24 protein-coding genes and 1 pseudogene are annotated in these 26,916 nt (G+C 63.6%); 11 read left to right on the top strand and 14 right to left on the bottom strand.

Annotated features, from left to right (window positions below):
- Position 1: 1 nt before the first annotated feature.
- The 3 genes from AB7008_RS23085 to AB7008_RS23075 form a co-directional block, all read right to left on the bottom strand.
- Entirely contained in the window at positions 2-2,287 is a 2,286-nt protein-coding gene (locus AB7008_RS23085) for a hypothetical protein (RefSeq protein WP_441259576.1), read from the bottom strand.
- A gap of 102 nt (positions 2,288-2,389) precedes the next feature.
- Entirely contained in the window at positions 2,390-2,686 is a 297-nt protein-coding gene (locus AB7008_RS23080) for a hypothetical protein (RefSeq protein ID WP_248882930.1), read from the bottom strand.
- Between the two features lie 258 nt (positions 2,687-2,944).
- Positions 2,945-3,922 carry an AraC family transcriptional regulator gene (locus AB7008_RS23075; RefSeq protein ID WP_248882929.1) on the bottom strand — a complete coding sequence of 326 codons (978 nt, stop codon included), beginning with the start codon at positions 3,920-3,922 and terminating at the stop codon, positions 2,945-2,947.
- A gap of 216 nt (positions 3,923-4,138) precedes the next feature.
- Between AB7008_RS23075 and AB7008_RS23070 the strand changes: the two genes are divergently transcribed.
- Positions 4,139-4,909, top strand: a complete 771-nt coding sequence (locus tag AB7008_RS23070; protein ID WP_441259575.1) for an alpha/beta hydrolase — start codon at positions 4,139-4,141, stop codon at positions 4,907-4,909.
- A gap of 71 nt (positions 4,910-4,980) precedes the next feature.
- Here the strand turns inward: AB7008_RS23070 and AB7008_RS23065 are convergent.
- The 4 genes and pseudogenes from AB7008_RS23065 to guaA form a co-directional block, all read right to left on the bottom strand.
- Positions 4,981-5,619 (bottom strand): annotated as a pseudogene (locus AB7008_RS23065) (LysR substrate-binding domain-containing protein); the annotation flags it as partial.
- Between the two features lie 234 nt (positions 5,620-5,853).
- Positions 5,854-6,354 (bottom strand): DUF2290 domain-containing protein, encoded by a 501-nt coding sequence (locus tag AB7008_RS23060; protein WP_441261237.1) that lies wholly within the window; start codon positions 6,352-6,354, stop codon positions 5,854-5,856.
- Between the two features lie 188 nt (positions 6,355-6,542).
- The gene (locus AB7008_RS23055) at positions 6,543-8,672 is read right to left on the bottom strand and encodes a DEAD/DEAH box helicase (protein WP_441259574.1); all 2,130 of its coding nucleotides are present in this window, start codon (positions 8,670-8,672) and stop codon (positions 6,543-6,545) included.
- Positions 8,673-8,841: 169 nt separating this feature from the next.
- The gene (gene guaA / locus AB7008_RS23050) at positions 8,842-10,440 is read right to left on the bottom strand and encodes a glutamine-hydrolyzing GMP synthase (protein WP_441259573.1); all 1,599 of its coding nucleotides are present in this window, start codon (positions 10,438-10,440) and stop codon (positions 8,842-8,844) included.
- 151 nt (positions 10,441-10,591) lie between these two features.
- Between guaA and AB7008_RS23045 the strand changes: the two genes are divergently transcribed.
- A complete protein-coding gene (locus tag AB7008_RS23045) occupies positions 10,592-10,963 on the top strand; it encodes a nuclear transport factor 2 family protein (RefSeq protein ID WP_441259572.1) in 372 nt (123 codons plus the stop codon).
- A 236-nt stretch (positions 10,964-11,199) separates the two neighbouring features.
- On the opposite strand, the gene AB7008_RS23040 is transcribed toward AB7008_RS23045, so the two are convergent.
- Positions 11,200-11,652 carry a winged helix-turn-helix transcriptional regulator gene (locus AB7008_RS23040; RefSeq protein WP_441259571.1) on the bottom strand — a complete coding sequence of 151 codons (453 nt, stop codon included), beginning with the start codon at positions 11,650-11,652 and terminating at the stop codon, positions 11,200-11,202.
- A gap of 92 nt (positions 11,653-11,744) precedes the next feature.
- Between AB7008_RS23040 and AB7008_RS23035 the strand changes: the two genes are divergently transcribed.
- The 3 genes from AB7008_RS23035 (at position 11,745) to AB7008_RS23025 (ending at position 13,912) form a co-directional block, all read left to right on the top strand.
- On the top strand, positions 11,745-13,019 hold the full coding sequence (locus AB7008_RS23035) for an MFS transporter (RefSeq protein WP_441259570.1): 1,275 nt from the start codon (positions 11,745-11,747) through the stop codon (positions 13,017-13,019).
- Between the two features lie 84 nt (positions 13,020-13,103).
- The gene (locus AB7008_RS23030) at positions 13,104-13,436 is read left to right on the top strand and encodes a DHCW motif cupin fold protein (protein ID WP_028157647.1); all 333 of its coding nucleotides are present in this window, start codon (positions 13,104-13,106) and stop codon (positions 13,434-13,436) included.
- Positions 13,437-13,702: 266 nt separating this feature from the next.
- Positions 13,703-13,912, top strand: coding sequence for a cold-shock protein (locus AB7008_RS23025; RefSeq protein ID WP_008141931.1), 210 nt, complete (start codon positions 13,703-13,705; stop codon positions 13,910-13,912).
- Between the two features lie 208 nt (positions 13,913-14,120).
- On the opposite strand, the gene AB7008_RS23020 is transcribed toward AB7008_RS23025, so the two are convergent.
- Both AB7008_RS23020 and AB7008_RS23015 read right to left on the bottom strand, forming a co-directional pair.
- Positions 14,121-15,422 carry an RsmB/NOP family class I SAM-dependent RNA methyltransferase gene (locus tag AB7008_RS23020; protein WP_028157648.1) on the bottom strand — a complete coding sequence of 434 codons (1,302 nt, stop codon included), beginning with the start codon at positions 15,420-15,422 and terminating at the stop codon, positions 14,121-14,123.
- 112 nt (positions 15,423-15,534) lie between these two features.
- Positions 15,535-15,909 (bottom strand): MAPEG family protein, encoded by a 375-nt coding sequence (locus tag AB7008_RS23015; protein WP_304493954.1) that lies wholly within the window; start codon positions 15,907-15,909, stop codon positions 15,535-15,537.
- A gap of 171 nt (positions 15,910-16,080) precedes the next feature.
- Here AB7008_RS23015 and AB7008_RS23010 point away from each other — a divergent pair, with 171 nt between their 5' ends.
- The 3 genes from AB7008_RS23010 to AB7008_RS23000 all read left to right on the top strand — a co-directional run bounded on the left by AB7008_RS23010 (position 16,081) and on the right by AB7008_RS23000 (position 17,987).
- Positions 16,081-16,695, top strand: coding sequence for an acriflavin resistance protein (locus tag AB7008_RS23010; protein ID WP_304493953.1), 615 nt, complete (start codon positions 16,081-16,083; stop codon positions 16,693-16,695).
- A gap of 70 nt (positions 16,696-16,765) precedes the next feature.
- Positions 16,766-17,608, top strand: a complete 843-nt coding sequence (locus tag AB7008_RS23005; protein ID WP_304493952.1) for a metallophosphoesterase family protein — start codon at positions 16,766-16,768, stop codon at positions 17,606-17,608.
- Between the two features lie 271 nt (positions 17,609-17,879).
- On the top strand, positions 17,880-17,987 hold the full coding sequence (locus AB7008_RS23000; protein WP_304493951.1) for a hypothetical protein: 108 nt from the start codon (positions 17,880-17,882) through the stop codon (positions 17,985-17,987).
- Between the two features lie 9 nt (positions 17,988-17,996).
- Here the strand turns inward: AB7008_RS23000 and AB7008_RS22995 are convergent, their stop codons facing one another.
- From AB7008_RS22995 to guaB, 3 genes are all read right to left on the bottom strand, one after another.
- Positions 17,997-18,293 carry a hypothetical protein gene (locus AB7008_RS22995; protein WP_304493950.1) on the bottom strand — a complete coding sequence of 99 codons (297 nt, stop codon included), beginning with the start codon at positions 18,291-18,293 and terminating at the stop codon, positions 17,997-17,999.
- Positions 18,294-18,453: 160 nt separating this feature from the next.
- Complete coding sequence (locus AB7008_RS22990) at positions 18,454-19,476, bottom strand: NADP-dependent oxidoreductase (RefSeq protein ID WP_304493949.1); 1,023 nt, start codon at positions 19,474-19,476, stop codon at positions 18,454-18,456.
- Positions 19,477-19,742: 266 nt separating this feature from the next.
- Positions 19,743-21,236 carry an IMP dehydrogenase gene (gene guaB, locus AB7008_RS22985; RefSeq protein ID WP_028150953.1) on the bottom strand — a complete coding sequence of 498 codons (1,494 nt, stop codon included), beginning with the start codon at positions 21,234-21,236 and terminating at the stop codon, positions 19,743-19,745.
- A gap of 470 nt (positions 21,237-21,706) precedes the next feature.
- Between guaB and AB7008_RS22980 the strand changes: the two genes are divergently transcribed.
- From AB7008_RS22980 to AB7008_RS22970, 3 genes are all read left to right on the top strand, one after another.
- A complete protein-coding gene (locus tag AB7008_RS22980) occupies positions 21,707-23,197 on the top strand; it encodes an MFS transporter (protein ID WP_028157663.1) in 1,491 nt (496 codons plus the stop codon).
- A 91-nt stretch (positions 23,198-23,288) separates the two neighbouring features.
- Positions 23,289-24,080, top strand: a complete 792-nt coding sequence (locus AB7008_RS22975; RefSeq protein ID WP_304493948.1) for a VIT1/CCC1 transporter family protein — start codon at positions 23,289-23,291, stop codon at positions 24,078-24,080.
- An 83-nt stretch (positions 24,081-24,163) separates the two neighbouring features.
- Positions 24,164-25,018: a TorF family putative porin gene (locus AB7008_RS22970; protein ID WP_304493947.1), complete on the top strand. Its 855-nt coding sequence runs from the start codon at positions 24,164-24,166 to the stop codon at positions 25,016-25,018.
- 1 nt (position 25,019) lies between these two features.
- Here the strand turns inward: AB7008_RS22970 and AB7008_RS22965 are convergent, their stop codons facing one another.
- Entirely contained in the window at positions 25,020-26,834 is a 1,815-nt protein-coding gene (locus AB7008_RS22965; RefSeq protein ID WP_441259569.1) for a hypothetical protein, read from the bottom strand.
- Positions 26,835-26,916 lie beyond the last annotated feature (82 nt).

Below are 26,916 nucleotides of genomic sequence, written 5' to 3'. Positions count from 1 at the left end.
TTCAACCCTTCCGCCCCCTACGCTTCTTCGCCTTCGCTGCGCGCTTGCGTCCTGGCGCTGCCGCTCGCCCCGGTCCGCGCTCCGCGCGGCCGCCTGTCTCAGCGGACAGTTCGGGACGCAGCCTGGCGAGCTTGGCGCGGTCCGGCAGCATGTCGGCAAAGCCGTCGATCGCGCGCGGCGCGGTCGTATCGTCGCCGGCCGCAGCCGTTGCGGCGCGCGCACCGGCTGACGCTGCGGTCTGGCTGAGTGCCTGCAACCGCCGGCACGCTTCACCGAGGTGATAGGCATCGCCGCCGAGCGCCACCCATTTGCCGACCTCGGGATGCAGCACGAGATTGGCCGAATGGTTGTCGCTCGCGCTGGTCGGATAGTCGACGAACACGTCGACCCCCGACTGCACGCCCACCATCACGCCCTGCGCCGACCATGACACCGCGACGTCGACTCGGTAGCGGCCCGGCTTCTCGAAGGCGAAGCCCGCCGTGCTCCAGAACACCTTCGCTGACGCCGTGACGCTCTTGCCGGGCTCGAGCTCCGCCAGCTTCGCGTGCTCGCACAGGATCACGAAAGGCCTGACCGGACGCTCGTGCCCCTCGCCGTCGGTGACGGTGATCGATGCAAACAGGGCCTCGATGCTGACGTCGTTCGGCGCGCGCAGCGACACGCCGCTGGTGTTCGTCATCGTCCAGGTCAGATCCAGCGGCTGGCCGAGCGCGACGCGGTCGGTCGTGGCCGTCACCGTCAGCGCCAGCTCGGAAGGTTCGAAATCGTGCCGGTCGGCGGCTTGCGGCGCACCGGTCGGGAACCAGCTTGCGAACGGCCATCCGCCCGGACGAATGACCGGGTCCGGCATGTGGTTGAGGTGATGACGGACGTTGGTGTTGTGCGCGAGCTTGATCTGGTCCGGGAACACCCCGGGCTCGCCGGTCGCGGGACCGCCGAGCACGTCCGCGACGCTCGGCGTCGTGGTCATGATCGAGTTGTCGGCCGCCGTCTCCTGCTCCTGGTGGATCTGGTTCAGCGTATGCGTCAGCTCGTGGGTCGCGCTGCGCAGGAACGCACGCGGCACGTCGCGCTGCTTCTTGTTGGCGGCGAGACCGAAGTTCGAGGAGTCCGAGACGGGATAGCCGTCATCGGAGAAGCTGGCGCAGCCTTCGCGGGGTACGCCGATCTGATCGTACATGATGCCGCGCGAGCATCCGAGTTTTGCGGGCACCACGATCATGTGCACGCGCCATTCGGTGTCCAGATTGGTCGCGGGATTGCGCACGGTCGTCATCAACGCGTGCAGATCCGCCGAGCTCCAGCAATTGGTCGCCACCACGCCTGATGGCACCGGTACGTTGAGCTGGTCCTGCACCACCGACAGCTGCCAGCCGGTCTTGGCGAAGACCGTATCGAAGAACTCGGTGCCGCCGGCACCGTCAGGCACCGGTGCAGGCCGCACGGCGCCGACCAGCGTGTCGATCTCCAGCGTCGCGCGGCGGAAGAATTTCGACACCCAGGCGAGCGTGATGCTGCCCTTGTCCACGCCGCCCTCGAACAGCCGGCCCTGGTAGAACGGGCCGCCGGTCAGGGAGAACGGAAACGGCGCCGGCACCTTTGAAAGCTTCATCGTCACGGTGCGTGACGGCGAAGCCGGGAACGTGCCCTTGAACTGGCCGGCCGGCGGCTGCGTGTAATTGAACTGCTCGGCGACAATCGTCAGCTCGCACTTCTTCGGCAGCGGGACCGCGACCGGCGCGGACACGCTGGTCACCCTGAGATAGGAATGATAGCGCGCGCGCGGGAAGATGGGGATCCGCGGCCGGCGGATCGGGAATGGAATCAGGGGTTCATCGAGCGCACTGAGCGAACCGGCCAGGCTCGTCAGTCCCGAGTCCGCCGCCGCTTCGTCTTCATCCGCGTCGCCCACCGGCACCACGGGCCCGACCGGCGGGATCGGACCGATCACCGGCCGGCGCGAGTAGAGATCACCGCTGACGATCAGATGGTCGGCGCCGCCGTCGGGCGCCGAGCGATCGACGCGCAGCGTGCCTTCGAAGGTCACGAAGCCGGCGGTCGGCCTGAAGTTGATCTGATAGCAGCCTTCGCGGAAGTCGAGCCTGCAGAGCCTGAACGGCGGAAAGGGCTGCAGACCGGTTGCGGCCGGCTGATCGCCGGACTCATCGTCGCTGAAGCTGATCTGGCGCGACAGTGGGACCTGCGGCTTCATGGCGGGCTCGACCGATGCCGCGGTCATCTTGGAAAGGCTGCCACTCGATTCATGCTCTGAGCAATTGCACATGTCGTCTTCTCCTCGTTGAAAGGTGGAGGCGATCGACGTGAGCATCGGGCTCGTTCGCGGGTACGGCCGCGTTATCTGAAGTCAGCTGTGGCGTGCGCAGTCCTACGCGCGCCGATAGGTCACGACACAGCCCTCTGAATCCGTAAACTCAAATCGGTCGGCCTTGAGTGAAATGCGATAGGTCACAAGTTCATCAGTCGCCGTCCCGACGACGAGTGTGTTGGAATCCTCGAGACGGTAGATTCCCGCGTCCCACCACACCATGCCCTGCCCTGGTCCGCGCATGCCGCGGTAGGTGCCGGTCGAGAATGTGAGAGTGGCGGGATACTTGTCCGCACACGCTGCCGACGTGGATTTGGTCCACGTACCAACCATGCTCTGTTCGAGTTTGTCAGCCATAGTGTCTCCATAGCTCTCATCGGCCGAGCGGCCGATTGGAGGCTATTTCAACATGCCGTTCTGGCGTGTGCAGCTCATTTGAGGCTGATGCGATGGCGGGTGTGTCAAATCGACTAAATTCACCACGTTCAATCACAACAGGTACTCTATCGCAGCATTGACGCAAGCGTGCGTGTGAGATGCTTCACACCGAAGGTGCGACAATTGAGCACCGGCGACGAGAGCGAGATGAGGCGCGACGGAGAAACCGACGCACGTTCAATCGGAGACTTTCACTTCCGAGCTGTGCACTTCCGAACCGTGCGGTTGACCTTGGCTTCCATCGAGGCGCTGAGCGGCCCGGTAGCGGCCGGGCGACATGCCATGATGTCGATGAAACAGTTTTGAAAACGCCGCCGCTGTCTCGTAGCCGACCTGGCTCGCGATCCGTGCGATGGGCTCGTCGCTGGTTTCGAGCAGGAACGCCGCCTCCGCCATCCGGCGTTCGATCACATAACGATGCATGGACTGGCCGACCAGCTTGGTGAAGCGGGCCGAAAATACCGAGCGGCCGAGCCCCACGCGATGGCCGAGATCGCTCAGCGTCCAGGGCCGCTCCGGGTTTTCGTGGATCAGTTTGAGCGCAGGTCCGATATGCGGGTCCGATATGGCCCCGAGCCAACCGCCCTGTCCGGGACTGAGGGACGCGATCCAGCTACGGAGCGCCTCGACGAAGAGCACTTCCGTCAGTCGTGAGAGCGCGACGCGCTGGCCGGGACGCTCCTGCGCGGACTCGCTGACCATGCGGCGCAGGATGGCTTCGAGCCAGCCGCCGTCCGCGGTCGGCTTCAGCAGAAGCACGGGCGGAAGCAGCTCCAACACGCTGCCAAACATCGGCCGTGACACGGTGAAATTGCCGCAGATCATGGTCGAGAGCGGCTTTGTGCGACTGCCGTGACGAATGACGCCAAACCGCGACGATGCTCGATCGATATCCATGATCCGCAAAGGCTTGGCCCGGCGATCCGAATAAAACACATGGGGCTCGCCGCGTGTGATGACGACGAAATCGCCCTCGGTCATCTGGATTTCCTGTCCCTGTTCGAGCTTGAGGGTCGCCGAGCCCCGGCTGAGATAGTGAAACAGCGCGTAGGGGCGCGCCGGCAGCTCCAAATTCCAGGGATGGCCGAGCTCGAAGTGGAACAGCAGCGTCCCACCGAGGCGAACGCGATCGAGCACTTGGGCGAGGATGTCCATGCGCCGAAGTTAGTCGGGTGGACGATCGGACACAACATCCGGACGGTTGATCCCTATCGACCGAAAAGCCCGCGAACTAGGTCATGTCGCGGCGGGCCGACATCACGTGCGGCAACCATTTCGCCAACGGCGGGTGGAAGAAACCGCGACCTCGCTGGAAACGCCTGTCCATTCCCCCGGACCTCATTCCGTCCGCCATATCAACAGGAACAATCAATGCGAAATATTCTCCTCTCAGCCGCCACTGTACTCCTGGCCGGAACGACATTGGTCGGCTCCGCCAATTCCGCCGAACTGCCGAAGGGAGCAGCCCACAACATCGTGCTCGTGCACGGCGCTTTCGTGGACCAGACGAGCTGGCAGCCCGTTGCCGATATTCTCACGAAGAAGGGCTACCGTGTCACGCTCGTGGAAAATCCGCTCACCTCGCTCGCCGCCGACGTCGATGCCACCAAGCAGGCGCTCGCGAAGCAGGACGGCAAAACCGTTCTGGTCGGCCATTCATGGGGCGGCGTGGTGATCACGCAAGCCGGCAACGATCCCAAGGTCTCGGCGCTGGTCTATGTCTCCGCGTTCGCGCCGGAGGTCGGGGAATCCCTGGCGTCGCTGGCCAAGGCCGGCCCGCCGACCGAAGGCGGCAATGCGATCCATCCTGACGCGAAGGGCAATCTGTACGTCGACCCCAAGGTGTTTCCCTCGGCCGTTGCGGCTGACCTTCCTCCGGAGATCGCCGCGCACCTCGCCAACTCGCAGCTTCCGCTGAATCACGTTGCGTTCGAGGCTCCCGTGAGCATTGCGGCGTGGCGGGACAAGCCGACGTTCTATGTCATCACCACGAAGGACAAGGTGATCGCGCCCGAGGCCCAAAAGTTGTTCGCAGCCAGGATGAAGGCTCAGACGACGGACGTCGCCGGCAGCCATGCCTCGCTCGTCGTCCATGCGAAAGAGGTCGCTGAGGTCATCGAAAAGGCCGCGCTCGCGAAGTGACGAACCTGCTCCCGGCGCCCTGGTGTCGGGAGCAACTTACGTTCACCCGGAATCTCGCGCCAGGCTGCGCGTCAGTCGCGCGATAGGGACAGCCCAGCGAGCAGCGGCGCGTACACGGCGAGCCTGCGGGATACGAACTCGGTGAAGAGCCGCACGCGCTTCGTCTTGCGTGTCTCCCCCTGCGTGAGAAGCCAGAGCGTTCCGTACATGTGCAGGTCGATGCCCGGCACCCTCACCAGCAGGGGGTCGGCATCTCCGACGAAGCACGGCAGTGTCGTGATCCCGACCCCCTGCCTGACAGCAACGAGCTGCGCCTCGGCGTCCGTGGTCCTGAACGGAACCCCCGTGGTGCGAACCTCGCGGGCCCAGTCCGGGATTCCATGAATGCTGATGACGATCCATCGCATGGAATCAGGCGCGGCCGCGCGCGACGCGGTCAGGCGTTCGCGGGACATATAGACGCCGCCGAACACATCCGGTCCCTTCACGCCGTGAAGATTGAGCGGCAGGGTTTTGCGGTCGTAGACGACGCGGATCGCGACGTCGGCCTCCCGGTTGGTGAGATTTGCGAGCTCGCCGGACGACACGATTTCCATCTCGATATCAGGATGCAGGCGCGCGAACTCGGCGAAATCAGGCATGAGCAGGTGTGTCGCAAGCGGCGGTGCCAGCGTCACCCGCAGAAGCCCGCGCACGCTCTGGTCGCGGCCGCGTCTGGGGCCAGCTCATCTTCCAGGATTTGTTCCAGAAGGAGCAGTAATCGATCGACGCCCGTGTGATTTGGCGTGGGAAGTAAAATGCCAAAACGTCGAATTGCGGTGATAGTGCATTCAGCTCGCAAGCCGTCTTTGGGGAGCAATAGTTAAATGCACTGTCACCATAATCCCAACAGAATTTGGCAAACCACGCAAAAGCGCGCCTGGCCCAATACGGCAAACGCGCAGTTACGCGTTAGGCCATGTGAGGTGAATACGACCACGATCGTGTTCAGACAAGCACTCGACGTCATGCTCGGAAAGGATTGCGTCCGCGATGCTCTGCTCCTCGATCACGTGCGGGTAAAAATTCTCCAAGACAAATCGCATAAATTGGTCGAAGCGCATCGGAGAGCGTACTGGAATACGACAAGTTTGCTCGTTGATCGTAATGTGAGATGCTGGATGGAAGTCAGCCGCCGCCTCCGGCGCATAGTCGAATCGGATTGGTGACCTGAGCGCTATGCTGCGCTCCAAATCCGACATATAGACCTCTCTTATCAGGTCCGAGAGACTTACCTCAAGCTGGTCGAGCAACGACACGTCGACTGAGAACGGACACGGAAGATAGAGGAGTCTATGGCGATCTATTGCGCCTCCCTCGAAGGTATATGAAACTTGGACGATTGCTCCATCTCGCATCAAGAATGAGTACTCTTTACGCTCCAGTAGCGCCAAGTAGTCGAGGATGCGTGGCGGGTCATCAAGTATCAGAGAAGCGTCTTCTTTCGTCGCGCAGCCAGATGAGCGAGGAACGCGTTTGCGATAACTGCCTGCTCACATGCATGCGGGCGTCTAGCGCAAATTCCCTGCCTAGCAGATCAAAGCCAAACTGAGTGATCCGGCGTGCAAGCGCGGCGACGCTCATGACCCTTTGCCTACCGGTCCGTTTCGAGACCTAGCTTATCGCGGATGCTTTTCGGGAGAGCATCGACAGGGACTTCACCAGCTTCAACAGCCCTGAGCACATCCTCGATAGCGGTAAACTTACCTTGCCACTGTCTCTTCTCGTGTTCCGGCATGTCTCGGTGCACGCGCGCCATCTTTTCGATCTGCTCCTGAGAGGGATAATCGAAATCCAATTCGTAGCTGTGGCCCCTGACTAATTCACACTCAGCGGCAAGGCCCGCCATGCCCTCGCCGACGCCGAAAATTCGAACCCAACAACGCGATCGAGTAATCGCTGTAAATAAAATGTTCCGCTTTCGGCTCAGTTCAAAACCGCCGTGGCAATATTCAGAGTTTACGATGTAGACCATCGCCGCTTCATTACCCTTGGCACGGTGAATATGGGTGATCGCGACGGAACCTCGTTGAAACACCTCATCTCGACTTGTTGTGACGCCAACCAAATGTGAGGCCAACTCCGCTCTTGCCAATGCAGACATCACTCGTGCACCCACCTTTTTAGACGTATAGGTGTTCGGAAGGACGATCAAAATATCGCTGTGATCGAGTTCGTCGTGTTGCAGGTTTTGCCTGATGGCGAGTGCAAGGGCTTCGTACTGCTCCTCCTCCGTGCCGAATACCCGAGCTTGGACAGCATCAGCGGGATCGAGGAGTTGAGGGAAGTACGCCGGGTAAGATTCGGGCCTTCTCTGGAGGCGGACACGATGTCCGAGCTCAAGTTGACCGCCCGTGACCTCGTACCCGATGCGAGGCCAAATCGACGCCTCATCGAACATCTGGATGAGCCCCTGCGGTCTATAGATACCAAAGCCTAGGGCGTGAGCCGTCGCGAGCGCCCAAGGGGTATTCCTATAACAAACGGGAAGAACGATATCTTCCCTGGGTTTATTGGCTTCGTTCCGCAAGCGGACAAGCGGCTCGCCAGCCGCATCTGAACCAAAAAGAACCTCTTCGGAACGCATCTCATAATCGCCGAGATTCTGAAGGTCATCGTAAGCCCACATGATGCGATGTGGACGTGGCACAACGCTGTAGAGCATGCGATAGAAGGCGGTGGGTTGGTCCTGGGCTTCATCAACAAGCACGGCATCAAACACTGCCGGTTTGTCGACTTGCGCAGCAATTGCCTTGTTCAATTCCACACATACACCCTCGAACGAACGGCTGCCGTAGCGCTCGTTGGCTGTGCGCCAATCCACCGGAACAATGCCGTAGTGAGAACAGACGGTCGAGTAGACGCCCGACTCTCGAGTGCTTCCCCAAGCATGCATAACCAGAAGCCGATTCCAGTCTGGATCGTCCTCGATCTGGTCATAAGTGAAACGCCTGATTAAATCGCGAAACTGCTGGTAGAGCGCGCGCGACGAGAAGGTCACTGCAATACGCCATTCTGGATGGCGCACGTGAAGGTAAGCGGCCTTCAGAGCCAAGACGACAGTTTTACCGGATCCCGCAAGCCCTCTAATTCTCTGTGGTCCGTTGGCATATTCGATCGCCCCCTTGTTTTGCCAATTATCCAAGTTGGCGATCTCTCGCTCAATTCGCTTCAAAATTGCTCCACGGGAATCGGCGCGAACTACGTGCTCTCGTTTGTTCGGAGGACGCAGCGTCGACACTCGTTGGACAGCGGCTTTCAGTGGGCGAAGTACATCACTCGGAACTCCTCCAAAGCGCTTCATAACTTGGGGCAATCCCGCGGGCGGCGTCGCTACTACCTCTCCGTCCTCGAAAGGTTCAGCTAACCCCGTGTGATAAGTTACCACTCCTACCTCCACTGCAAGCGAGCGTCCGCGACGCAAGCTCGCATGGGTGTTCAGCTTGTTATAGATCGACGCATAAATCTGGTTTTGCCGGTCAGCGATTTCAGACTTTTCTGCGTCAGTCGGGCGACCGCCTTCTATTTTTGAGGACAGATCGAAGGCAATAAGGCCGTGGGATTCGCTGACAAGGAGGGCATCCACAAACACCTTCCCATCCGCAGTCGAGAGAACCGGATACCCCAAATATAGGTTACCGGACACGCCAAGATTGGTGAGTTCTGTCTGGAGCGATTGTGCCGGGATTGTCCCAGCGTTTTCACCGAATACAATGTCTAGCAATCTCGGCTCCGTCACACTGCAGCCTCGTGGTAATATCTACCGCACGACAGTGGGTCCCGTTACAGTTGTGTTCAGTTCTATTGTACCGTGAATGCTTTCGCGTTCTAGCCTGATCTCCGAGAGGAGCGAAGTCCGCGGCAAGTGCACGCCCCGCCGAAAGCAACGCCCCCTACTCCCACTCAATCGTCCCAGGCGGCTTGCTGGTCACGTCGTACACTACCCGGTTCACGCCCTTCACCTCGTTGATGATGCGCGTGGCGGTCTCGCCCAAAAACTTCATGTCGAACTGGTAGAAGTCCGCGGTCATGCCGTCGGTCGAGGTGACGGCGCGCAGGCCCACGACGTAGTCGTAGGTGCGGCCGTCGCCCATGACGCCCACCGTCTTCACGGGGAGCAGCACGGCAAAGGCCTGCCAGATGTCGTCGTAGAGGCCGTGCTTGCGGATCTGGTCGATGTAGACGGCGTCGGCCTTGCGCAGGATGTCGAGCTTGTCCTTCGTGATGTCGCCAGGGCAGCGGATGGCGAGGCCGGGGCCCGGGAACGGGTGGCGGCCGACGAAGATTTCGGGCAGGCCGAGCTCACGGCCGAGCTTGCGCACCTCGTCCTTGAACAGCTCGCGCAGGGGCTCGACGAGCTTCATGTTCATGCGCTCGGGGAGGCCGCCGACATTGTGGTGCGACTTGATCGTCACCGAGGGGCCGCCGGTGAAGGAGACGCTCTCGATCACATCAGGATAGAGCGTGCCTTGGGCCAGGAAGTCGGCGCCGCCGATCTTCTTGGCCTCCGCCTCGAACACCTCGATGAAGAGGCGGCCGATGGTCTTGCGCTTGGTTTCGGGATCGGTGACGCCTTCGAGCTCGCCCAAAAACTGCTTCGAGGCGTCCACGTGCACGAGCGGGATGTTGTAGTGGTGGCGGAACAGATCGACCACGGTCTTGGCTTCATCGAGGCGCAGCATGCCATGATCGACGAACACACAGGTGAGCTGGTCGCCGATGGCTTCATGGATCAGCACGGCCGCGACGGCGGAATCGACGCCGCCGGAGAGGCCGCAGAGCACCTTGCCCTTGCCGACCTGGGCGCGGATCTTCGCGATCTCCTCCTCGCGGAAGGCGCGCATGGTCCAGTCGCCGGAGAGGCCCGCGATCTTGCGCACGAAATTACGGATCAGTTTTGCGCCGTCGGGCGTGTGCACCACTTCGGGGTGGAACATCAACCCGTAGTACTTGCGCGTCTCGTCCTGGATGATCGCGAACGGCGCGTTCGGCGAGGTGCCGGCCACCGAGAAGCCCGGCGGCATCTTGGTGATGCGGTCGCCATGGCTCATCCAGACCTGGTTCTTGCCGCCCGGCGACCAGACGTCCTCGAACAGCTTGCTCGGCGCCTTGACCTCGACATCGGCGCGGCCGAATTCGCGGTGATGGCCGCCCTCGACGGTGCCCCCTAACTGCTCCGCCATGGTCATCTGGCCGTAGCAGATGCCGAGCACCGGCACGCCGGAGGCGAAGATCAGCTGCGGGGCGCGGGGTGAGCCCGCCTCATGCACCGACTCAGGCCCGCCGGAGAGGATCACCGCTTTCGGCTTCATCTCCTTGAAGGCTTCTTCGGCCTTGTTGAAGGGCACGATCTCGCAATAGACGCCGTCCTCGCGGACGCGACGCGCGATCAGCTGCGTCACCTGGCTGCCGAAGTCGACGATGAGAATCTTGTCGTGCGCCGAGGCCACCGAGGGCGTCGACGCGGAGCGGTCGTTCTGTGCTGCTGTCATGGCCAGCAAATACGCGACCGTGCCCCTGCCCGCAACCGCGCGATGCGCACGCCCACATTCTTCTTTGGGCATGGACAAACGGATATAGGTAAGTATTATTGACCTAATTAGCCCCGCACGTCAAACAGAGGCCAATCAGGGAGAGAACGCCGTGTCACAGCACCATCAGCCATCAACGCTCGCCGCGCTCGGCCGGACCTGGGTCGAGGCCTGGAACACGCGCGATCTCGAGCGCGTGCTCACGCTCTACGACGAGGACACCGAGATGACCTCGGACCGCATCCCCGCGATGGGGTTCGATGCCAGCGGCACCGTGCGCGGCAAGGACGCCTTGCGGGCGTATTGGGGCAAGGCGCTCGCCCTGCTGCCGGAGCTGCATTTTACGCTGATCGACCTGTTCGTCAGCCCGGATAGCGTGGTGGTGTTTTACGAGAACGAGCGGGGGAAGCGGATTTGCGAATATCTGCGGGTGAATGATACGGGGCTGATCGTGCAGGGTTCGGCGAACCATTTGGCGCATTGACTTTGGCGCGACGCTTTCACCCTCTCCCCGTCAACCTGAAGCGCGAGTGGCGCGATGCGAAAGCATCGCGCCGGGAGCCTCGAAGGATGCACGGCCGAAATGCAGCCGGGCCGTCGCCCTTCGAGGGCCGCTGAAGAAGCGGCCACCTCAGGGTGACGGTCGGATAGTTGGGCGTGCTGCACCTAAGCTCGGCAATGACGGCGGAGAGCGCGTGCGCCGACAACGGCCCCGCGCCGTCAGCGCTTGCGTGCGCCGACCTTCCGCACCTTCGTATCCGACCATGTCAGCGGCCGGCCGGTGCGTGAGGGCAGCACCAGTTGCCCGACCGGTTGGCCCGCCTGGTCCACCAGGTCGGAATGCGCTTCGCCGCGCGCATAGAGGTGCGCCTCGCCCCATTGGCGCAAGGAGACGACGACCGGAAACAGGTCGCGGCCCTTTCGCGTCAGGGCATATTCCTGATAGGCGCTGCCGTCCGAGGCGGGAACCAGCTCGAGTACGCCGAGCTGCACCAGCTTGCGCAGGCGCGCGCTGAGCATGCCCTTGGCAATGCCGAGATTGGTCTGGAAATCGCCGAACCGGCGCAGCCCGTCGAACGCGTCGCGCACGATCAGCAGCGACCACCAGTCGCCGATCGCGTCCAGCGCCCGCCCCACCGGGCATTCAACCTTGGCAAAACCGGTCCGCTTCATGGCGCCTCCCAACTGGTCCTAAAATAAGACTGGACAGCGTCGCGCGCAACTGGTCCTTTTATAGAACCAGATCGAATGCACCGGAGATGACGATGACGAACGAGGACGTGCGGGCAGACTCGGGACAGGACCTTGCGGTCGCCGGCCTAGGCAAAGCCGGCGAGATCGCCGGGCGCGGACTGTCACGCCCGATGGCGCTGCTGTTCGCGCTGACCTGCGGCCTGAGCGTCGCCAACATCTATTTCGCCCAGCCGCTGCTCGATGCGATGGCGCAGGATTTCGGCATCGCGCCTGCCGCGATCGGCATGGTCATGACCATCACGCAAGTCGGCTACGCGTTCGGCCTGATCCTGATCGTGCCGCTCGGCGATCTCTGGGACCGCCGGCGCCTGATCGTCGGCCAGACCACGCTGTCGGCCGTTGCCCTCCTCATTGTCGCCACGGCCTCGCATGCCGCGGTTCTGCTCGCGGGCATGGCGCTGGTCGGCGTGCTCGCCGTCGTCATTCAGGTGCTGGTCGCCCTTGCCGCCACGGTGGCACGCCCGGCCGAGCGCGGCGGAGCCATCGGCACGGTGACGAGCGGCGTCGTGGCCGGGGTCCTGCTCGCACGCTTCGCCTCGGGCACGCTCGCCGATATCGGCGGCTGGCGCCTGGTGTATCTGGTCTCGGCCGGCCTGATGCTCGCCATGGCGGCGCTGCTGCTGCGCGTGCTGCCGCACGGCCGGCGGACGGCGTTGACCGGGGCCGCCTATCTGGCGCTGCTCCGCTCGACCGCCGCGCTGTTCGCCGAGGAGCGGATCGTGCGCGAGCGCGCCCTGTTCGCGTTCCTGATCTTCGCCAATCTCAACGTGTTCTGGAACGCGATCGTGCTGCCGCTTTCCGCGCCTCCGATCGCATTGTCCCACACATCGATCGGGGCGCTCGGGATCGCGGGCGTGGCCGGCGCACTCGCCGCCCGCAACGCCGGCCGCCTCGCCGACCTCGGCTGGGGCCAGCGCACCACCGGGCTCTCGCTCTTGCTGATGCTGGCGGCCTGGGCCCCGATGGCCTGCCTGCAAACCTCGCTCTGGCTCCTCATTGCCGGCGTGATCATGCTCGATTTTGCCATCCAGGCCGTGCACGTGACCAGCCAGAGCCTGATGGTCGCGGCGCGCCCCGATGCCGCGAGCCGCCTCGTCGGCGGCTACATGGTGTTCTACTCGATCGGAAGCGCCACCGGCGCGATCGCATCGACGATCGTGTATGCCGCGGCCGGCTGGAGCGGCGTCTGCATACTCGGCGCCGGAATCAGCGCCGCTGCGCTGCTGGTCTGGGTCATCACCGCCAGCAGGATCGAAGCCCCGGCCGGCTGTGCGGCGACGCGCTAGCGCCTCACCGGAATCTGGAATGAAGACTTGCGCGGATTCGTGCGCTAGCACTGCGCCCGCCGGCCCTGAGACAGGATTCCCACGATGAAGCTCCCGACCTCCCCCTTCACCGTTACCGACTGGAGCAAGGTCGAGGCCACCACGCATCCCGGCGAGACCGGCCAAGCGCTGTGGCGGACGCTCAATATCGGCGATCTCCGGGTGCGGATGGTCGAGTATTCGCCCGGCTATCTCGCCGACCATTGGTGCGACCGCGGCCACGTGCTCTACGTGCTCGAGGGCGAGCTCGACTCGGAGCTGCGCGACGGGCGGAAATTCAAGCTCACCGCGGGAATGAGCTACCAGGTCTCGGACTTCGGCGACGCCGCGCACCGGTCCTCGACGGCCACCGGCGCGACGCTCTTCATCGTCGACTGAAGCGCGCCGCGGCCCCTATTTGCACCGCAAAATAGCAAAGCCGCGCGACATGCCGGGCCACGGGTACTGCCTTGAAGTAGCCCCAAATTCTCGCTATATTGTGATCATCGATACTTGGCCGAACGACTGGGCCGCTTCGCTTCGTTGCACACGGGCGCGCACGCTTCAGATGTCTTCTCCAAACATCGACTGAACAGGATCATGGGCGCAATTCCGCGTACCGGTCCACGTGCGTATCCTCTTTTAACTAACTAAAGGAAATTCCCATGGCTATGGGCACCGTGAAGTGGTTCAACACCCAAAAGGGTTATGGTTTCATCCAGCCGGACGACGGCCAGAAGGACGTGTTCGTGCACATCAGCGCCGTCGAGCGCGCCGGCCTCTCCTCCCTCAACGAGGGTCAGAAGGTCTCGTTCGACATCGTCGCCGACCGCCGCAGCGGCAAGTCGTCGGCTGACAATCTCCGCGTCGGCTAACGCCCACGCACCGTTCTGACCACGGACGTACCGGCAGAACGTCGAGTTAGAAAGCCCCGCGTGCTTCGGTTCGCGGGGTTTTTGTTTGCCCCCTTGTCATTCCGGGGCTCGCGTAGCGGGAGCCCGGAATCTATGGAATCGCGGAGACGGCCGCGCGAAGGATTCCGGGCTCGCCCTGCGGGCGCCCCGGAATGACGGCGGAGCAAGATCAGCCGCTCTTCTTCAACACCGAGACGAAGAACCCGTCCGTCCCCGTCCGCCGCGGCGTCATCAGCCAGCCTTCGTCCGACTGCAGCGCGGCCTTTGCAAAATCCTCCGCCTTGTCCCAGAGCACGCTCGCGGTCTGCTCGGGCGGCACGATCGCGAATTCGGGATGGCGGGCGGTGAACGCCCTCACCTGCTCGCCATTCTCCTCCGCCAGCACCGAGCAGGTGATGTAGGCGATGCGGCCGCCGGCCTTGACCAGCGGCACTGCGCGCTCCAGCACCCCGGCCTGGTCGCGCAGGCGGATCTCCAGCGCGCCGGGGCGCATGCGCCATTTGGCATCGGGATTGCGGCGCCAGGTGCCGGTTCCCGTGCAGGGCGCGTCGATCACGACGAGGTCGGCGGTGCCGCTGATGTCGGCCAGCGGATCGGCTTCGCCCTTGGGCGTGCGGACATCGGCATTGTGGACGCCGGCGCGCGACAGGCGCTCGTGGATCGGGGCAAGCTGGCGCTTGTCGCTGTCGGTGGCGATCAGCCGCCCCTTGCCCTGCATCAGGGCCGCGAGCGCCAGCGTCTTGCCGCCGGCGCCGGCGCAGAGATCGATCACCTGCTCGCCGGGTTTTGCCGCGGTGAAGCTGGCCGCCAGCTGCGATCCCTCATCCTGAACTTCAACGGCGCCCTTGATGAAATCCTCTTCCGCCTGGAGGCCGGGATTGCGCGCATCGGCCGAAAGCTCGATGCGCAGGCCGTTTGCGGACCATGGCGTCGGTTCCGCATGAAGATGAGCAAGCCCGCGCAGTACCTTGTCGCGATTGGATTTTAGCGTGTTGACGCGCAAATCCAGCGGCGCCCGGCTCGCCATCGCGGCCGCCTCCGCGGCGCGCTCCTCGCCGAACACCTTTGCAAAATACGGGTCGAGCCAGTCCGGATAGTCGCCGGCGACCGCAGCCGGAGCGTCCTTGAGGGAACGCGAGGCCAGCGCGGCCTGCTCGGCCTCGGTCAGGGGCGCCGGCGCAAACCGGCTGCCGTCGAACAGCGCGCCCATGGTGGCCGCGTCCATGTTGCGCTCGAGGCGGAGCATGCCGATCAGCCGGGCGCGCGCGGTATCGGCATCCATCAGAAAGGCGCTCGAGGCATAGCGGCGCAGCACGTCCCAGACCAGGCCGGCGATGGCGGCGCGGTCGCCGGAGCCGGCGAAGCGGTGCGCAGTGCCCCACTCCTTCAGCGCCTTGGCCGCGGGCACGCGGTCCTTCTCGATGGTGTCGATCAGTTCGATGGCTGCGGACAGCCGGGCAGCGGGAGTCATTTGAATCTTTCAGATCAGGATTGGCTATTTTTTGCTTTGCGCATGATCTTGTCGGAAAACCGGTATCCACTTTGCGCTAACGCGGCCCTCCGGGTCCGGATCATGCGCGCGCCTAGAGCAACAACAGCATCTTCAGCGCGAAGTAGATCCACATCGCGAGCAGCACAAGCACGCCCGCGAGCCAGATCGTGGAGCGCCGGCCGAGATCGTTGGAGGAGACGAACACGCCGGCATGGGCAAAGCGCGTCACCACGAACACCCAGGACATCAGCACGATGAAGAGATCGGCATGGCGCAAGGGCAGCGCCAGCGCGATCAGCGCGTAGAACAGCACCGGCAATTCGAACTGGTCGCCCGGGGCAATGTCGCGGCTCTTGGTCTCGCCGGAAACCGGCGAGCGCCGGCGGGCCAGCGCCATTCCGATCAGGAGTGCGAAGGTGAGACCGACCTGCACGAAGACAGGCAGCAAAACCATTTGGATGGACATCGGAACTTTCCCGTAGCGCGGAACACCGCGGACCGTCATTAGCCGCGACTGCTGGCGCTGACAATCAACGAGTTGAACCGACGTTCCAGATCCCGCGACCAAATGCCGATAGTTAAAGCGATTTCGGCCCCTCTGAGGGGGCGCAAGGCGAGCTAGCGCCAAGAGACTGACATGAACACCCTCTCCAGCCTTTTGACCGAATCCGGGGACGGCCGGCTCGGCGTCCTGATGTCGGCACTAGCGGGAATCGCGGCCGCGCTCGCGGTGGCGCTGGCGATGACGGTGTACTTCCGCCTGAGCTACCGCAGCTGGCGCGACGTCGTCAGGCATGGCCTCGCCACTCTGGCCGCGCTCGCCCTGTTCGCCTTTGCCGCCTACGACATGCGCCACGCCGCGCTGGCCTATCTCGGCCTCAATCCCTCCAAGCCGGCGGTCGAGTTCGAGATCCGGATGCCCAGGGAAACGCTGACGGCGGCGTCCGACAGCCAGATCGAGCTGCACACCGCCCGCAACCAGACGCTGGCGCTGGTCGACGGCGTGCGCGAGCTCGGTGATGGCCGCTCCGTGCTGCGCGGCGCGGTGGCGCTCAACCACCGCACCGCCGACCGCGTGCTGGTCGTAAACCTGCCCAGCAAGGGCACGTTCGAATTCCGCCTCCGCCTGCCCGCCGAGCCGCACCGGTCCGAGCAGTTCGGGCCCTGGCACCTCGCCGACCGCATCGCCTCGCCGGCAACCGGCAGCGTCGCGCCGCAGGACGCCTACACGATCCGCTATCGCGTGCTTTAAACTTTGTTTCACTGCTAAGCATGCGCGCGCCGTCATCGTTCCGACGTGCGACAACGCGTATGCTGACCCCATGTCCGAATTTCGCCTGACGCAGATTTCCGACACCCATCTCGGCCGGCGCTTCCCCGGCCTGATCGCAAATTTCGATCGCGTCAGCGAGCACATCGACGCTGATAGGCCCGACCTCGTCGTCAACACCGGCGACGTCTCTTTCGACGGGCCGACAAGTCGCGGCGATGTAGAATTCGCCAAGAGCCGGCACGCCGCCCTGCCCGTCGCCTGCCGCTACCTCCCCGGCAATCACGACATCGGCGACAATCCGACCGCGATCGGGCCTGCGCCCAAGCCGCCGGTTGAGGAAAAGCACCGCCAACAATTCCGCGACATCATCGGCGAGGACCATTGGTCGTTCGAAGCGGCCGGCTGGCACTTTATCGGCCTGAACTCGCTGGTGATGAATTCCGGGCTCGCCTTCGAGGCCGAGCAGTTCGACTGGTTGTCCCGGGAAATGGCGCGCATCAACGGCAGGCCGGTCGCGCTGTTCGTGCACAAGCCGATGTTTCTCAACCTGCCCGACGACCCCGAGACGCCGGAGACCTCGATCCGCTACGTGCCCCAGCCGGCACGCGCGCGCCTGATCGAGATGTTCTCGACCGTGGACCTGCGCCTCATCGCCAGCGGGCACGTGCACCAGCGGCGCGACTTCACCTACCGCCACACCCGCCACGTCTGGGCGCCGTCGGCCGGCTTCAAGATCAACGACGCGCGCCAGGACCGGATCGCGATCAAGGAAGTCGGGCTCGTCGAATACCGCTTCCGGCCAAGCAGTTTTGAAGTTCGTCACGTCAGGGCCGCGGGCCAAATCGATGTCGATATCGAGGAGCTGCTCGCCCAGATGGGCGGCGGGCACTAGCCCAATTCACGGGCAGAACACCTTACCAAAATACCTCAACGCACCGAATTCGCGCTGGAGTTGGCCAGAACACCCCTAATGACAACGGAGGGTTTCGAGGTGCTGGTCGGGCAGACCTCCTACTCCTATGCCAAGGAAGTCGCGATGATCCAGTCGCTGCGCGGCATCCGCCCCGCAGCGGTGATGTTTACCGGCGTGATCGAGCTCGAGGAGAGACGTCGCCGATCAGATCACGCCCGGTCTCACCACCATCTCGTTCGATGCGGCGGCCGTGGGACTGATCGCGGGCGAACTGCTACTGGCGCGGCTATCAGGCACGCCGCACGCCGAACAGCGGCTCGCCGTCGAACTGTTCCTGGTCGAGCGCGGCAGCGTCTGAGCTTGCGGATCAGGCGATGGTCTTGAGGTCCTGCTGGATCGCAGCCAGCAGCGATTGCAGTGCATCGCTGTTCACCGGCCTCGCCTCCGCCTTCGCAGGCTGGACCTTGTCAGGCTGCGCAGTTTTGCCCGGACGCTTCGGGAATGGCGGTGGTGGCGCCGGCATCGCGGCTGGCGCGAATTCGCCCTCCTCGTCGACGTGGACGAACTTGCCATGGATGACGTCGCCTCGACGGCCCATGACGAACAGGGTCGCCCAATAGCCGGCAGCCAGAAGGATTACGCTGAAAATACCAATCTCTAACATCGCAGCACCTAAAATATGCGCGATGATTCAATGCCTTCGCTCAGCCGTCAATGAACCGACGGTCACACCTGCGGCTTTTGCGGGCAGGTGTGGCCGATCGGTCACTCTTTGTTAACCACCGATGTCCGGGGTGTGACGCCTTTGCAACTAGGCCTTGCAGCTAAACCTTGTCCGGTCCCACCCGCACCAGCTGCTTGCCGAAATTGGCGCCCTTCAGGAGCCCCATGAAGGCGCCGGGCGCGCTGTCCAGGCCCTCGGTGACGAACTCCTTGTACTTGACCTTGCCGTCGCGGACCCAGGTGGACATGTCGCGCAGGAAGTCGCCATGGCGGTTGGCGAAGTCGGAGACGATGAAGCCGCGGAAGGTGAGCCGCTTGGTCAGGGTCGCGCGCATCATCGCTGCCGCCCATTTCGGCGGCTTGGCCTCGGTGTCGTTGTAATGGGCGATCAGGCCGCACACCGGCACGCGCGCGAACGGATTGAGCAGCGGGAAGACCGCCTCGAACACGGCGCCACCGACATTCTCGAAATAGACGTCGATGCCTTTCGGGCAGGCAAACTTCAGCTTCGCGGCGAAATCGGTTTCGCGGTGATCGAGGCAGGCATCAAAGCCGAGCTCCTTCACCACGTAGTCGCACTTGTCCTTGCCGCCGGCGATGCCGACCGCACGCGCGCCCTTGATCTTCGCGATCTGGCCAACGGCCGAGCCGACCGCACCGGAGGCACCGGCGACGACGACGGTCTCGCCTTCCTGCGGCTTGCCGATGTCGAGCAGGCCCGTATAGGCGGTCATGCCGGGCATGCCGAGCACGCCGATGGAGGTCGAGATCGGACCGAGCTTCGGATCGACCTTGATCAAGCCCTTGCCGTTGGAGATCGCGTGCGACTGCCATCCGGTACGGGCTCGCACGATGTCACCCTTGGCGAAATCAGGATTGTTGGAGGCCGCGACCTCGCTGACCGCCTCGCCCTCCATCACGCCGCCGACCGGCACAGGTGCTGCGTAGGACGGACCGTCACTCATGCGTCCGCGCATATAGGGATCGAGCGAGAGCCAGATCGTGCGCAGCAGGACTTCACCCGCGCCGGGCGCCGGGACGGCGAATTCCTCGATGCGGAAATCGGACGGCTTTGGCTCGCCGACGGGACGCGCGGCGAGAACGATGCGTTTGGCTTGGGACATGGCTTCCTCCGGATCTTGTTTCGACCCGGACGGAAGCGGAGGGAGCGATGCGCGTCAATACAAAAGCGGTGGCGTAGATGGTCGCGGAGACATGCATCACTCTCGTGTCCCGGACGCGCTGCAACGTGTAACGTTGCTGCGCAGAGCCGGGACCCATGCGATTTGCGCACTCTGCAATATGGGCCCCGGCTCTGCAGCGCATCACCGAAGTGGTGCTGCGCTGCGTCCGGGGCACGAGAGCGGAGCTGAAGCCGCGAACCGAGCGCCTAACCCGCGCCCGGATAGTTCGGGCTCTCGCGCGTGATCGTGACGTCGTGGACGTGGCTTTCGCGCAGGCCCGCGCCGGTGATGCGGACGAACTGGGCCTTGTCGTGCAGGTCCTTCATGTCCTTTGCGCCGACATAACCCATCGCGGCGCGCAAGCCGCCGGCGAGCTGGTGCATGACATTGCCGACCGGGCCCTTGTAGGGCACCTGGCCCTCGATGCCTTCAGGCACGAGCTTGAGCGTGTCCTTGATGTCCTGCTGGAAATAGCGATCGGCAGATCCCCGCGCCATCGCGCCGACCGAGCCCATGCCGCGATAGGCCTTGTAGGAACGGCCCTGCCACAAGAACACTTCGCCGGGGGTCTCGTCGGTGCCGGCGAGCAGCGAGCCGACCATGGCGATGTCGGCACCGGCGGCGAGCGCTTTCGCAAGGTCGCCGGAGAACTTGATGCCGCCGTCGGCAATGACGGGAATGTCGGACTTCTTTGCAGCTTCCACCGCATCCATGATCGCGGTGAGCTGGGGAACGCCGACGCCGGCGACGATGCGCGTGGTGCAGATCGAGCCCGGGCCGATGCCGACCTTGATGCAGTCCGCACCCGCATCGATCAGGGCCTGCGCGCCCTCGGTGGTGGCGACGTTGCCGGCAACGACCTGGACGGAGTTGGACAGGCGCTTGATGCGGTTGACCGCATGCAGCACGTGGCGGGAATGGCCGTGCGCGGTGTCGACGACGACGAGATCGACGCCGGCATCGATCAGCCGCTCGGTGCGCTCGAAGCCGGTGTCGCCGACGGTGGTGGCGGCGGCGACGCGGAGGCGACCCTGCGCATCCTTGCAGGCGAGCGGATGGGCGACCGCCTTCTCCATGTCCTTCACGGTGATCAGGCCGACGCAGCGATATTGCTCGTCGACCACGAGCAGCTTCTCGATGCGATGTTGGTGCAGCATCCGCCGCGCCTCGTCCTGGCTGACATTCTCGCGGACCGTGACGAGGCCGTCATGCGTCATCAGTTCGGAGACTTTTTGCCGGCGGTCGGTGGCAAACCGCACGTCGCGGTTGGTGAGGATGCCGACCAGCTTGCCGGGCGTATTCTTGCTCGCGCCGGTGACGACGGGAATGCCGGAGATGCCGTGGTCGCTCATCAGCTTGAGCGCATCATCGAGCGTGGCCTCGGGGCTGATGGTGAGCGGGTTCACCACCATGCCCGACTCGTAGCGCTTGACCTGCCGGACCTGGGCGGCCTGCCCCTCGGGATCGAAATTGCGGTGGATGACGCCGAGGCCGCCGGCCTGCGCCATGGCGATCGCCATGCGGGCCTCGGTGACCGTGTCCATGGCGGAGGCCATGATCGGGATGTTGAGCGGAATGGCGCGGGTGACGCGGGAGCGGATGTCGACCTCGCCCGGCATGACGTCCGACAGGCCCGGCTTCAACAGCACGTCGTCGAACGTAAAGGCTTCGCGAATGCCTTGAAGTTGCACCGTGGCCATCTGCCAACTCCTTCCTGCGGCCCTGCCGCAAATAGCTATGGATGAGCGCCGCCCTCGGCGTGCCTTGCGGCATCGCCGGAGAATCGGAGCCCATCGGTGGGGTTGACGCGGGTCGATAGCACGGCCACGCGACGAATCAAAGTAAATCGGACCGCTGGCCAGCCATGCACAGGCTTTTTAAGTAAATTCGGCGTGGATGGCCGGGCGGCAGGCCCTCCTCGGCACTCCCCGGCGCGACGAAGTCGCGAGCCCGGAATCCATCCCCCAAGCGGTCTCTGGGCCCAATGGATTCCGGGCTCGCGAAGGGGCGCGCCGTGGAATGACGAGGGAGCGCGTGCAACCGCCGGCGAGGGTCACACCGTTGTTACGCAGGATTTAGGTGCTATGCGTTGATCCGCAATGGTCCCGGCCGGGCGGCGGTGATAAGCCGCAACTCCACCCTTCCTTCTGATTTTCATTACCAATCCGTCATGGTCGACAAGCAACGCGTCATCCCGCTGATCGTGGCCACCGCTCTCTTCATGGAGAACATGGATTCGACGGTGATCGCCACCTCGCTGCCGGCGATCGCGGCCGACATCGGCACGAGCCCGCTGACGCTCAAGCTTGCCATCACCTCCTATCTGCTGTCGCTCGCGGTGTTCATCCCGGCGAGTGGCTGGACTGCGGACCGGTTCGGCGCGCGCATGGTATTCGCGATCGCGGTCGGCGTGTTCATGGTCGGCTCGGTCGGCTGCGCACTCTCGACCTCCGTCACCGATTTCGTATTCGCGCGCATCCTTCAGGGCATGGGCGGGGCGATGATGACGCCGGTCGGACGCCTCGTACTGCTGCGCTCGGTCGACAAGAGCGCGCTGGTCAACGCGATGGCCTGGGTGACGGTCCCTGCCCTCATCGGGCCCGTGATCGGCCCGCCGCTCGGCGGCTTCATCACGACCTATGCGTCATGGCACTGGATCTTCCTGATCAACATTCCGATCGGGCTGCTCGGCATCTTCATGGCCTTGCGCTTCATCGATCCGATCAAGAGCGAGACGCGGGAACCGTTCGATCTCTACGGCATGGTGCTCGCGGGCGTCGGCCTCGCAGGCATCGCGTTCGGTCTGTCCGTCGCCGGGCTGAACCTTCTGCCTTGGAGCACGGTCGCGGCCCTGGTCGTGGGCGGAGCGATCTCGATGACATTGTATGTCCTGCATGCGCGGCGGACCGGTTCGCCGGTGCTGGACTTTTCGCTGCTGCAGCTGCCGACGCTGCGCGCGGCCGTTTTCGGCGGCTTCATGTTCCGGCTCGGCATCGGCGCGCTGCCGTTCCTGCTGCCGCTGTTGATGCAGATCGGCTTCGGGCTGTCGCCGTTCCATTCCGGCCTCGTCACCTTCGCCTCCTCGCTCGGCGCCATGGGCATGAAGACGCTGGCCGCGCGCATCATCCGCACGTTCGGCTTCCGCAACTTGATGACGGTGAACGCGGTCGTCAGCGCGTTCTTCCTCGGCGTCTGCGCGCTGTTCACGGTGACGACGCCGCTGCTCATCATCATGGTGATCCTGGTGGTCGGCGGCTTCTTCCGCTCGCTGGAGTTCACCGCGATCAACACGGTGGCCTATGCCGACGTCGAGACCGCGCAGATGAGCCGCGCCACCACGCTGGTCAGCGTCAACCAGCAGCTCGCCGTCTCCGCCGGCGTCGCGGTCGGCGCGGCCTGCGTGGAAACGACGATGTGGTTCAACCATGTCAGCGAGATCGACGCCACCGTGTTTGCGCCGGCCTTCGTCGTGATCGCGCTGACCTCGGCGGCGTCGAGCTGGTTCTTCTGGCAGATGCCCGCCGATGCCGGCCACGAGATATCTGGCCGCAAGGCGGTCGAGATCGCCAGCCGCAAGGGTGCCGCAAAGAGCGCGGCGACCGCCGCCGTCAAGACGGCGACGGAGGATACGCAGGACGTGCGGGACCAAAGGCTCGGCTAAGGCGCGACGAAGCGGGGCACAAGCGGCCGCCGCGCGGCGCGTCGGCCCAGTTCACTCATGCCCGGGCGCCTTGACATAACTCAAAGAGCGAATGCCGGACCTGAGCCTCGATGACACCTGCTCGGGCGTGGGTCGGGCTCGGCCCAGGAGCCGAGACGATGCATTCGCCCGCGTGCGCAGCCAAGATCGTCAGCAAACGGTGGTCGAAGACCAAGCCATGGCCTTGTTGGGACCGGATACTCCGTTCGGGAGCATACTTGATCCGATGGAACGGATCTCGGAGACTCTGTTCGGACTGATCATGGCCCTTACCTTCATCTGCTCGCTTGGTGTCGCGACCGGGACCAATATCAATGTTCAAACCATGCTCATCGGCGCACTCGGCTGCAATCTCGCCTGGGGCATCGTCGACGGCGGTCTTTATCTGCTGGCGCGCATCAATGACCGGGGAGACAAGCTTCTGACCCTCCGCGCGATACGGAAGGCGCCGGATCCCGAAGCAGCGCGCCGCGTCATTGCCGACGCGCTGCCGCCGGAATTGTCGGCCATGCTGCCCGTAGAGCAGTTGGAATCGATGCGGAAACGGTTGCAGCAATTGCCTGAGCCGCCTCCCGGTCCAGGGCTGACGAAGCGCGACTGGATCGGAGCGCTCGGCCTTTGCCTGCTGAGCTTCCTGTCGACCTTCCCGGTGGTCATCCCGTTCCTGTTCCTGAGCGATGCCAGACTGGCGCTGCGCGTCTCCTACGCCGTCGCCATCGTGATGCTGTTCTGTTGCGGTTACGTGTTCGGGATTCGTAGCGGGCTGCGGCCTTCGGTGGCGGGACTTGCGATGGTGGCTGTCGGTAGTACGCTGGTTGGCATCGCGGTCGCTCTGGGAGGATGATCGACTTGCGGCGACACGAAACATCGTTTCGGGGTGCAAGCGGCGCCTCATTTGCCGCGCTGGCCGGACTGTGGCTTGCACCCATGACCGGCGGTTTGGCGCTGGCCCAATCCCCGGCCGGGGCGCTCGGCCTCGGCAACCGCGGTTGGTCGGCGGCCGACACCACCCACGCAACGCCTGCCAACGAGCTCGAATTCAGCGCCCGCGCGGGGATTGCATCCGACTACATCTATCGCGGGACCACGCTGTCCGATCATGGCCCCGCGGCCGGCGCCGCCTTCGAGACGAGATGGGGCCCGCTCTACGCCGGTACAACGGTCGCCACCGTCAAGCTGCCGACCCAACCGGCCGCCGAGCTCACCTTCGCCGCCGGCATGCGCCCGCAGATCGCCACGATCGATTTTGATCTTGGGGCGACCTATTTCGCCTATCCCGGTGAAAGACTTCCCGGCGAGACCAACGGCATCAATTATTGGGAGATCGTTGCCCGCGGCGATCGACGCATCGGCGACCAGTTCCGCGTCGCCGGCGGTTACGCCTATTCTCCGAACGTCTCGAACACCGGCGCCTGGAGCCAATATGTGGCGGCCGGAGTCGGCTTCGACGTGCCGGAGCGGTTTCTGCTGCAGAACCTGACCGTGTCGTTCACCACCGCCGCCGGCTATTCCTGGTTTGGCAACCAGACCCCCCAACTCGGCGGCTTCCCGCTGCCTGCCTATCTCAACTGGCAGGCCGGCGTGACGTTCACGCACAAGGCGCTCAACCTCGACCTGCGCTACTACGACACCAATCTGTCGAAGGAAAACTGCTTCGTCTTTACAGGCGATCCAAATGCGCGGCCAGGCGGCCGCGCCAATCCGATCACCAACCCGGACGGCCTGGTCTCGAACTGGTGCGGCGCGACATTCGTCGCCAAGGTCTGGTTTGCGTTCAACTAATTTAGGGAACCACCGTCGGCGGCAATATGCGGTAGAGCACGACACCCAGCCCCAGCGCGTCGCCCGTCAGGACGAGCTTTCCGCCATTGATCGTTCGCTGCAGCAATATCCTCTGCAGGTTGGGATCGGGGTGGGCCGGATCGGAATAGAACTTGGCCAGGTTGCTGGTATTCGCATCGATCAGGTAGCGCTCAATCGTCACGGTCGAGCCGTCGCTGAACGGCAGGTTATCGACCTCAAGCGAAATCCCCTCCGGCGTCTCGGTCGAAGTGTTGTTGCCGAAGACACGTGTCGGATCATAGTTGTAGACCATGATGTTCGCGATCGAGTTAGCGCCGTCCCAGGTCGCGAACGCATTGAGGTGGGAGCCCGCCCCGCTGGTGAGAGCGGCTTGCACGCGCTGGCCCGACATCTTGTTGTACATCTTGAAGAGGTTTGCGACCGGCTTCGGGTAGTAGTCGGCCGGGTTATCTCCGTGCGGCACCTTGTGCAGCAGGCTGGCCTGGCCGAGGAAAGGTGTGATGTTCGGATCCCCCTGGCCGTCGCCGATAATGAGGTAAGACCCCATCGATATCTTCTTCTTCACGGCTTCTGACAGGAACGCCGCCGTCCAGGCCGCCCCCTTGTGCGAATAATTGACGTCGGTCGCCTCGTAGGCCGTCGGGCCCCATTCCGACAGGAACAGCTTCACGTCGGGCATGTTGGCATTGTTCATCTTCAAGGCGGCCAGCTTGGCCTTGGCCTTGTCGACCAGATTGTCGAAGAACGCGAAACCGCCGGTGCCGTCTGTCGAGCCGTAATAGTGGAACGAAAAACGATCGAGCCGCGCGTTGAATTTTGCCAAGTAAGTGTCTGCCAGCGGATTGAAGGTCTGGTCGAGGAAGACTTCCTCCAGCGTCGGAAGATGCTCCGCCGGATAATAGTTGAAGCTCAGTCCGACCAGGGCCGGCCCGGCCATTTCCAGCGTCTTGCCGTTATAGCTCTGGTTGGCGGCGAGTTCGTTTCTGATGTTCACGATCGCCTGCGAGAAGACCTTCTGAACCGGCAGGAGCTGCCTGGGCAGACGGCGCGCATCGAGCTGGTAGGGGTAAGACAAAGTCGGGTCTTGGGCATTGGACATCATGTGGGATTGCAGCGGGGGCCACTGATTGAGGACATACTTGGCCGGGTCCATCCACCACAGCCAACGGCCCCATGACCCCAATGGCTTGAGCGTATAGGCGGATGGATTGGTGTCGCTCCAGTTCTCGGGGGCTGTATCGGCGATATCAGCCTCGTTGCTGACCTCGAAGATGACGGATGACGCCCCGCCGTCGAACGATTTCTTCGCGATATAGCGCACGAGAGCGTTGGCGTATTTCTGGAAGAGTGCCGGAGCCGGTCCGTTCGCATCCCAACTCTCGCCAGGTCCATATTGCACCAGGCGCGGCGGCATGAAGGCCGCGACCGCCACGTGAGGCGAGAGCCCGCGACCCAGGGCCCACTCAAGATGCCAGCCCAGAGGCTGGCAGTCGCCCGGATGGAAAACGCCGTCCTTGGTGTAGCCGAACACGTCCCCGGTCTGATCGACATCGCAATAGACATCGCTGAGCAGCAGGCGCGTCCGTTTCATGCCGGTATCGGTGATGATCTGGTTGAACTGGTCGAGAGCCTGCTCGGACGGACTGTTCGCGCTCTGGTAGATCTTCTTGAGATCGCCGAGATCGTCGTTGCCGCTGAGACCGATATTGTAAGGCGTCTGCGTGCTGACAACGATCGACGTGTCTGCACGGGACGTCGTTGCCGAAGCAAGGCCGAGCGACGCCAACGTCAGCAAGCAGACCGAGGCAAGGGAAAGGCGATGCTTGCAAACGCGCAAGCGTTGTCGAGTTAGGCACTGCATGGATTGATCTCACTCG

Origin of the sequence: Bradyrhizobium sp. 521_C7_N1_3, assembly GCF_052075975.1 — a bacterium.
Taxonomy (GTDB): Bacteria; Pseudomonadota; Alphaproteobacteria; order Rhizobiales; family Xanthobacteraceae; genus Bradyrhizobium; species Bradyrhizobium japonicum.
Note: the sequence above shows the minus strand (reverse complement) of the source record. Positions and strands in the feature narration are given on the sequence as shown.